This window comes from Tanticharoenia sakaeratensis NBRC 103193 (assembly GCF_000963885.1).
In the GTDB taxonomy this organism is placed as follows: Bacteria; Pseudomonadota; Alphaproteobacteria; order Acetobacterales; family Acetobacteraceae; genus Tanticharoenia; species Tanticharoenia sakaeratensis.
Map to the genome: position 1 here is coordinate 164,983 of NZ_BALE01000004.1, position 7,917 is coordinate 172,899.

General features: G+C 65.6%; 8 protein-coding genes and 1 pseudogene. All 9 read left to right on the plus strand.

Annotated elements, in window-relative coordinates:
* The first annotated feature begins 82 nt into the window (after nt 1-82).
* Nucleotides 83-2,794 carry a preprotein translocase subunit SecA gene (secA, locus tag B8446_RS01990; RefSeq protein WP_048846611.1) on the plus strand — a complete coding sequence of 904 codons (2,712 nt, stop codon included), beginning with the start codon at nt 83-85 and terminating at the stop codon, nt 2,792-2,794.
* Nucleotides 2,795-2,968: 174 nt separating this feature from the next.
* A complete protein-coding gene (locus tag B8446_RS01995; RefSeq protein WP_048846613.1) occupies nt 2,969-3,718 on the plus strand; it encodes a YebC/PmpR family DNA-binding transcriptional regulator in 750 nt (249 codons plus the stop codon).
* A complete protein-coding gene (gene ruvC / locus B8446_RS02000) occupies nt 3,715-4,221 on the plus strand; it encodes a crossover junction endodeoxyribonuclease RuvC (RefSeq protein WP_048846615.1) in 507 nt (168 codons plus the stop codon). Before B8446_RS01995 ends, ruvC begins: the two co-directional genes overlap by 4 nt.
* A gap of 10 nt (nt 4,222-4,231) precedes the next feature.
* Nucleotides 4,232-4,837, plus strand: a complete 606-nt coding sequence (gene ruvA, locus B8446_RS02005; RefSeq protein ID WP_048846713.1) for a Holliday junction branch migration protein RuvA — start codon at nt 4,232-4,234, stop codon at nt 4,835-4,837.
* Nucleotides 4,834-5,907, plus strand: coding sequence for a Holliday junction branch migration DNA helicase RuvB (ruvB, locus tag B8446_RS02010; protein ID WP_048846617.1), 1,074 nt, complete (start codon nt 4,834-4,836; stop codon nt 5,905-5,907). Before ruvA ends, ruvB begins: the two co-directional genes overlap by 4 nt.
* Nucleotides 5,900-6,313: a YbgC/FadM family acyl-CoA thioesterase gene (locus B8446_RS02015; RefSeq protein WP_048846619.1), complete on the plus strand. Its 414-nt coding sequence runs from the start codon at nt 5,900-5,902 to the stop codon at nt 6,311-6,313. The genes ruvB and B8446_RS02015 overlap by 8 nt, the downstream gene beginning before the upstream one ends.
* A gap of 83 nt (nt 6,314-6,396) precedes the next feature.
* A complete protein-coding gene (gene tolQ / locus B8446_RS02020) occupies nt 6,397-7,161 on the plus strand; it encodes a protein TolQ (RefSeq protein WP_199484027.1) in 765 nt (254 codons plus the stop codon).
* A gap of 5 nt (nt 7,162-7,166) precedes the next feature.
* Complete coding sequence (tolR, locus tag B8446_RS02025) at nt 7,167-7,601, plus strand: protein TolR (RefSeq protein WP_048846621.1); 435 nt, start codon at nt 7,167-7,169, stop codon at nt 7,599-7,601.
* An 11-nt stretch (nt 7,602-7,612) separates the two neighbouring features.
* Nucleotides 7,613-7,917 (plus strand): annotated as a pseudogene (locus B8446_RS02030) (energy transducer TonB); the annotation flags it as partial.

Genomic DNA, 7,917 nt, shown 5'->3' on the forward strand with positions numbered 1-7,917 from the left:
GCACGCGGGAGCCGCGGCCTTTCCGCCGGCTTCTACGTATCAGCCGCGCGCCGTTTGCTCGAAGTCTCGGCCAAGGACCCGCATGTTCGCACGTCTCGCACGCAGCCTGTTCGGCACCGCCAACGACCGATCGCTGAAATCGTTTCAGCGGCGCGTGCCCGACATCAACGCGCTCGAGCCGGCCATGCAGGCGCTCGACGATGCCCAGCTGTCGGGCAAGACGGCGGAGTTTCAGGCCCGTCTCGCAGCGGGCGAAACGACTGATGCCATTCTGCCCGAAGCGTTCGCCGTCGCCCGGGAGGCCGCGCGACGCGTCCTGGGGATGCGTCACTTCGACGTGCAGCTGATCGGCGGCATGGTCCTTCATGCAGGCAAGATCGCGGAGATGCGCACGGGCGAGGGCAAGACGCTTGTCGCGACATTGGCGGTCTACCTCAGCGCGCTGCAGGGCAAGGGCGTGCATGTCGTGACCGTGAACGACTATCTGGCGCGTCGCGATGCCGAGGAAATGAGCAGGCTCTATGCCTTTCTCGGTCTGTCGACCGGCGTGATCGTACCGAACCTGACGGACGACGAGCGTCGCACGGCCTATGCGTGCGATATCACCTATGGGACGAACAACGAGTTCGGCTTCGACTATCTGCGCGACAACATGAAATACGCGCTGTCGGACATGGTGCAGCGCCCGTTCCACCACGCGATCGTGGACGAGGTGGACAGCATCCTGATCGACGAGGCGCGCACGCCGCTGATCATCTCGGGGCCGGCCGACGACAGTTCGGAGCTGTATCGACTGGTCGATGCGGTGGTGGCCGAGCTGGTGAAGCTGCCGGACACGTTCGACAAGGACGAGAAGCTGCGCACCGTGATCCTGACGGAGCCGGGCGCAGAGCAGATCGAGGCGATGCTGGCGGAAGCCGAGGTGCTGCGCGAGGGCGGTCTGTACGACATCCACAACGTCGCGGTCGTCCATCACGTGCAGCAGTCGCTGCGGGCCCATGCCCTGTTCTCGCGTGATGTCGATTACATCGTGCGCGGCGGCAAGGTCATCATCATCGACGAATTCACCGGTCGCATGATGGAAGGACGACGCTACTCCGACGGTCTCCACCAGGCGCTGGAAGCCAAGGAACACGTGGCGATTCAGCAGGAAAACCAGACGCTCGCCTCCATCACCTTCCAGAACTACTTCCGGCTCTATCCCAAGCTGTCCGGCATGACCGGCACGGCCATGACGGAAGCCGACGAATTCGCCGAGATCTACAATCTCGACGTCGTGGAAATTCCGACGAACCTGCCCGTCGCCCGCAAGGACGACGATGACGAGGTCTACCGGACGGCGGCCGAGAAATACGCGTCCGTGGCTGTTCTCGTCGAGGAAGCAGCAAAGCGCGGACAGCCGGTTCTGGTCGGCACGACCTCGATCGAGAAGAGCGAATACCTGTCGTCGCTCCTGACGCAGCGCAAGGTGAAGCACAACGTGCTGAATGCGCGCTTCCATGAGATGGAGGCGACCATCGTCGCCCAGGCAGGTGCGCCGGGAGCGATCACGATCGCGACCAACATGGCCGGGCGCGGCACCGACATCAAACTCGGCGGCAATGTCGAGATGCTGGTGAAGCAGCGCCTCGAAGGCATCGAGGACGAAGCCGAGCGCGCGCGCATCGAGAGCGAGCTGCGCGCCAAGGTCGCGGCTGATCACGACATCGTCCAGGCCGCAGGCGGGTTGTATGTGGTCGGCACGGAGCGTCACGAGAGCCGCCGGATCGACAACCAGCTGCGCGGCCGGTCGGGCCGCCAGGGCGATCCGGGCGCCTCGCGCTTTTACCTGTCGCTCGAAGACGACCTCATGCGGATCTTCGGGTCCGAGCGCATGGGCGGGATGATGCAGAAGCTGGGCCTGAAGGACGGCGAGGCGATCGTTCATCCCTGGCTGAACAGCGCGGTCGAGCGGGCGCAAAAGAAGGTCGAGGCGCGCAACTTCGACATGCGCAAGAACACGTTGAAGTACGACGACGTGATGAACGACCAGCGCAAGGAAGTTTATGCGCAGCGCCGGGAGTACATGGCGTCGGACGACGTCTCGACAGTCATCGCCGAGATGCGCCAGGAAGCGATCGAGGAAAAGGTCGCGGTCCGTATCCCCGAGAAGTCGTTTGCGGAAGCCTGGAGCGTTGACGAGCTGACGGCCGATATCGAGCGACTGGTAGCCTTGAAGCTTCCGATCGCCGAATGGGCGCGCGAGGACGGGATGGACGCGGAGCATGTCGCGATCCGTATCGAGGAAGCGGCGGCCCAGTCGCAGGCGGCGCGCGCTGCCAATCTCGGCCCTGACTTCATGCGCTATATCGAGAAGCAGGTGCTGCTGACCTCGTTCGATGCCGTCTGGAAAGAGCATCTGCACGGGCTCGACCAGCTGCGTCAGGGTATCGGCCTGCGGGCCTACGGCCAGCGCGATCCGCTGAATGAATACAAGCACGAAGCCTTCCAGATGTTCACGTCGATGCTCGACGAATTCCGCGAGCGCGTGACGATGACCATGGCGCGGATCGAGGTGGCGCCGGCGCCCGAGGCGATGCCGTTCGCGCAGGCCTCCGAATCGCAGATGGTCGAAAGCCATCCTTCGCCGATGGCGAGTGCCGAGCCGCGTTACGCTGCCCAGCCTGCGGACGCCGTGGGTGCCGCCGCGATCACGGAAGGCGATGTGACGAGTTGGGGCGAGACCCCGCGCAATGCCCCGTGTCCGTGCGGCTCAGGCAAGAAGTTCAAGCACTGTCATGGACGCATGGCGTGACGGCGACGGTTCTCTTTCGTCTCTGGTAGAAGACGAAAGGCGGGACGGTTCGAGGATTTCAGCGTCCGGGGCGGGCGATCTCATGATGGCCTGCACGACTGGGCGCTTGGGCTCTTTCTCGCGAAAGAGCATGGATGGGCCGCGCATGGCGGCCGGAAAGACGGGTAGGGCGACATGGCAGGTCATTCGCAATTCAAGAACATCATGCACCGCAAGGGCGCGCAGGACGCCAAGCGCGCGCGCCAGTTCGCCAAGGTGATCCGCGAAATCACGGTATCGGTGCGCGCCGGCGCGCCTGACCCGTCAGCTAATCCGCGCCTGCGTGCAGCGCTTTCGATGGCGCGCGAGGCGAACATGCCGAAGGACACGGTCGAGCGCGCCATCAAGAAGGCCTCCGGCGCTGCGGGCGGCGAGGATTATGTGGAGGTTCGCTACGAGGGATACGGCCCGGCAGGGGTCGCGATCATCGTCGAAGGACTGACCGACAATCGCAACCGCACCGCGTCCGACGTGCGTGCCGCTTTCTCCAAGCATGGCGGCTCGATGGGCGAGACCAACTCGGTATCGTTCATGTTCCAGCGCCTCGGCGTCATCGCCTATCCGGCGGACGTGGCATCCGAGGACGACATGCTGGAGGCCGCGATCGAGGCCGGCGCCGACAATGTCGAGAGCTCGGACGAGGGGCACGAAATTACATGCCCGGTCGAGAGCTTTTTCGCGGTTCGCGACGCGCTTGAGGCCCGCTTCGGCGAGCCGCGCACGGCGAAGCTCGACTGGCGTCCCGGCAATACCGTTCCGCTGGACGAAGAGCAGGCACGCAGCGTGCTGAAGCTGATCGACGTTCTGGACGACAACGATGACGTTCAGGCGGTCTATGCGAATTTCGACCTGTCCGACGACGTGGCCGAGGCGCTCGCCGCTTGATCCGGCTTATCGGCATCGATCCTGGCCTGCGCTTCACCGGCTGGGGCGTGATCGAGGTCGATGGCAATCGACTGCGCCATATTGGTGACGGCGTTCTCGCGACTGACGGAGCCGACCCGGTGCCGATCCGCCTGCGTGTGTTGCACGAGGGGTTGAACCGCGTCATGGCCGAGTATCGACCGGTCGAAGCGGCCGTCGAGGAAACCTATGTCAACCGCAACGGCTCTTCGACGCTGAAGCTTGGCTACGCGCGCGGGATCTCGCTGCTGGCACCGTCCCAGGCGGGGCTGCCTGTTGCCGAATACGGTGCGATGGCGGTCAAGCGCGCGGTGGTCGGGACGGGTGCCGCGACGAAGGAGCAGGTCGAGATGATGGTGCGGCGCCTGCTCCCGGGAGCGCTGGTGCGCCGGGCGGACGCATCGGATGCTCTCGCCGTGGCGATCTGCCATGCGCATCATCGCGCAAGCGCGGCCCGGGTCAGTTCCGGTCAGCGAATGGCGTGAGGACACGATCGTGATCGGACAACTCACGGGGCTGGTCGGACACGTCGAGGCGGACCGCTGCCTGGTCGATGTGAACGGCGTGGGCTACGTCGTCTCGGCCTCCACGCGCACGCTCGCAGCCCTTCCTCATCCACCCGAGATTGCACGCGTGCTGATCGAAACCGTGGTGCGCGAGGAATCGATCTCCCTCTACGGTTTCGCGACCGGGGACGAGCGCGCGTGGTTCCGCCTGCTGACGACCGTGCAGGGCGTCGGTGCGAAAGTCGCGCTTGCGATCCTCTCGATCGCTTCTCCCGGTGAGCTGGTCGCCATCATCAATGCGGCCGACAAGGCGTCCCTGTCGCGCGCAGCCGGTGTCGGCGGCCGGCTGGCCGAGCGGATCCTGACGGAATTGCGCGGCAAGGTTGCGAAGATGCCGGGCGGCGGCGGGCCGACCCTGCCGGTCACAGGACCCGCACCGGGCGCCAGCGTCGAGAGCGATGCGCTGATGGCACTGGAAGGGCTCGGCTTTCGCCGCGTGGAGGCATTGCCGGTCCTGTCGAAAGTTCTGGGTGCGCATGAAGATGCAACGCTCGATCTGGCCATCCGCTTATGTCTGAAGGAGCTGGCGCGATGAGCGAGTGGAGCGACGAACGCGTCACTGAACCGCAGCGTACGCCCGAGGACGCCGCTGAGGCCGGTCTTCGGCCGCAGACGCTCGATGACTTCACCGGGCAGAAGGCATCGCGCGAGAACCTGTCCGTGTTCATCGCGGCGGCGAAAGCACGCGGCGAGGCTCTCGACCATGTGCTGCTTCACGGGCCGCCCGGCCTGGGCAAGACGACGCTTGCCCAGATCGTGGCCCGCGAACTGGGCGTCGGATTCCGCGCAACGTCGGGCCCCGTGATCCAGCGCGCAGGGGATCTCGCGGCGATCCTGACCAATCTGCAGCCGCGTGACGTGCTGTTCATCGACGAAATTCATCGTCTGCAGCCCGCGATCGAGGAAGTGCTCTATCCGGCGATGGAGGATTTCCAGCTCGACCTGATCATAGGCGAAGGGCCGGCCGCCCGCTCCGTGCGGATCGACCTATCACCCTTTACGCTGGTGGCGGCCACGACGCGGGCAGGGCTTCTGGCTACGCCCTTGCGGGACCGGTTCGGCATTCCGCTGCGGCTCGTGTTCTACACGTCCGAAGAGTTGCGCCAGATTGTCGCAAGGGGCGCCGTCAAGCTCGGACTCTCCTTGACCGAGGCGGCGGCCGAGGAGATTGCCCGTCGTTCACGCGGAACGCCTCGAATCGCAGGCCGCCTTCTGCGTCGTGTGCGAGACTTCGCGCTCGGTCGGGGCGAGGTCACGCGCGACATGGCCGACTCGGCCCTGTCACGGCTGGAAGTCGATAGCCGGGGGCTCGATGCGATGGACAGGCGCTATCTGTCGCGCATCGCCGATCATCACAACGGCGGACCCGTGGGCGTCGAGACGCTGGCCGCCGCGCTGGCCGAGGCGCGCGATACGCTCGAGGATGTGATCGAGCCGTATCTGATCCAGGAAGGGCTCGTGCTGCGCACGTCGCGTGGACGCATGCTGGGCGAGGAAGGATGGCGGCATCTGGGGCTCGTGCCGCCGATGCCGGACAACGCGCAGGCTGATCTGCTCCGGATGGCGCAAAGCCGAGCGGAACGGGGCGGCCCGGACGATGCATAGCGCGGTCTATCGCGTCTATTACGAGGATACGGATGCGTTCGGCATCATGTATCACGCGCGTCACATCGCCTTTGCCGAGCGGGCCCGCGCCGATGCCATGCGCGATGCCGGCGGATCGGTCAGCACGCTGGCGGCGGAGCATGGTCTGGGTTTCGTGGTCCGGCGCCTGTCGGTCGCATATCGGGCCAGCCTGAAGCTGGATGACGCCGTGCGCGTGACGACGGCCCTCAGGCATCTGCGCGGCGCGTCCTGCGCGCTCGAGCAGGTGCTCTGGCGGGACGATATCCAGGCCGCCGTGCTGGCCGTGGACCTTGCATGCGTCACGTTGGGCGATGCGCGTCCTGCCCGAATTCCGCCGCGATGGTGTGGTGTGCTCGAAACATTGCGCGACGTGGATCAAGCGTAACGTCCGGTTAACCAAATCGGACCTTCCATGCGGTTGCGCGAAATGCGATGGAGTGGCGCCGTACGCGGGATGTGCCGCGTATCATGGGGTCAGTTGCGGGCCGGTTTGAGGCCGATCGGGAGGATGGTTTGGATCGAGCGGTAGATGCGGCGAGCCTTGGGGCCGCAGCAGTGGGTGGCTTGTCGCCCTGGGAGCTGTTTCTTCACGCCTCCATCGTCGTCAAGCTGGTGATGATCGGGTTGATTGTCTGCAGCGTGTATGTCTGGGCGATCATCGTCACCAAGACGCTCACCATTCGTCGGATCAACCGCGAGGCGACGGAATTCGAGGACCGTTTCTGGTCCGGTGGCAGCCTCGACGACCTGTACGAGTCGGAAGGTGCGAAGCCTGTTCATCCGATCGCATCCGTGTTCGGCGCGGCGATGGGTGAATGGCGGCGTTCGGCGCGCATCTCCGGCGCGGATCTGGTCCGTGGCGGCGTGCGGGACCGGGTGGACCGGGCGATCTCGATCACGATCACGCGTGAGATGGAGCGGTTGGAACGTGGCCTGATCTTCCTGGCGACGATCGGTCCGGTGGCGCCGTTCATCGGTCTGTTCGGAACGGTCTGGGGCATCATGCACGCGTTCGGCGCGATCGCGGCCATGCACAATACCAACCTGTCCGTCGTAGCGCCGGGCATTTCCGAGGCCCTCTTCGCAACCGCGATTGGCCTTGTGACCGCCATTCCGGCCTATGTCGCCTACAACATGGCGAGCGCGGCGCTTGGGCACTTCTCGGACCGCATGGAAGCATTCGGCACCGAATTCGCTGCCATCCTGTCGCGCCAGTCCGAGGAGCGGAGCTAAACGCCATGGCGATGGGAGGAGCGGGCAGCGGCCCGCGCAACCGCAGGCGCAGGCCGGCTGCCGAGATCAACGTGACACCGCTGGTGGACGTGATGCTCGTGCTGCTGATCGTCTTCATGGTGACGGCGCCGATGATGACCAGCGGCGTGAACGTGGATCTGCCCAAGACGGATGCCAGTCCGCTGAACGCCGATACCAAGCCGATCACGGTCTCCATCAAATCCGATGGCAGCCTGTTCATCGGTGACGACGCGGTGAGCGCGGATCAGCTCGTGGCCCAGCTTCAGGCTCTGTCGCAGAACGACCCGACCCACCGGATCTTCGTGCGCGGCGACCAGCACATCGACTACGGTCGCGTGATGGAAGTCATGGGACGGATCACGTCAGGCGGCTTCACCCATGTCGCCCTGCTGGCTCAGCAGCCGGCATCCGGACAGTAAGGACCACGACGATGGTGCGGCCCCGCCGCTCCGAGCGTGTGCGTTTCCGCCGCGCGCTGGTCGCGTCCTGGGTGGCGCATGGGCTGGTTGTCGCATGGATTGCGATCAGCCTTCCGGAGTCCAAGCCCCCCGAGCCGCCGGAGCCCCCGGCGGTCGAGATGGATTTCACACAGAGCGGTCCGCCGTCCATGCCTCACAAGGCTGACCACGCCGCACCCAAGCCCGTGCCCGCGCCAGCCCCCGTGCGCCATGAAGCGCCTCCCGCGCCGACGCCGCCCAAGGCCGCGCCGACCGAGGAGCCGCCACCGCCGCCACC

Excerpts from the sequence above, each read along its gene's own strand:
- B8446_RS01995 (WP_048846613.1), top strand. The coding sequence starts at position 2,969 with ATGGCAGGTCATTCGCAATTCAAGAACATCATGCACCGCAAGGGCGCG.
- tolQ (WP_199484027.1), top strand. The coding sequence starts at position 6,397 with ATGGGGTCAGTTGCGGGCCGGTTTGAGGCCGATCGGGAGGATGGTTTG.
- B8446_RS02015 (WP_048846619.1), top strand. The coding sequence starts at position 5,900 with ATGCATAGCGCGGTCTATCGCGTCTATTACGAGGATACGGATGCGTTC.
- ruvB (WP_048846617.1), top strand. The coding sequence starts at position 4,834 with ATGAGCGAGTGGAGCGACGAACGCGTCACTGAACCGCAGCGTACGCCC.
- tolR (WP_048846621.1), top strand. The coding sequence starts at position 7,167 with ATGGCGATGGGAGGAGCGGGCAGCGGCCCGCGCAACCGCAGGCGCAGG.
- secA (WP_048846611.1), top strand. The coding sequence starts at position 83 with ATGTTCGCACGTCTCGCACGCAGCCTGTTCGGCACCGCCAACGACCGA.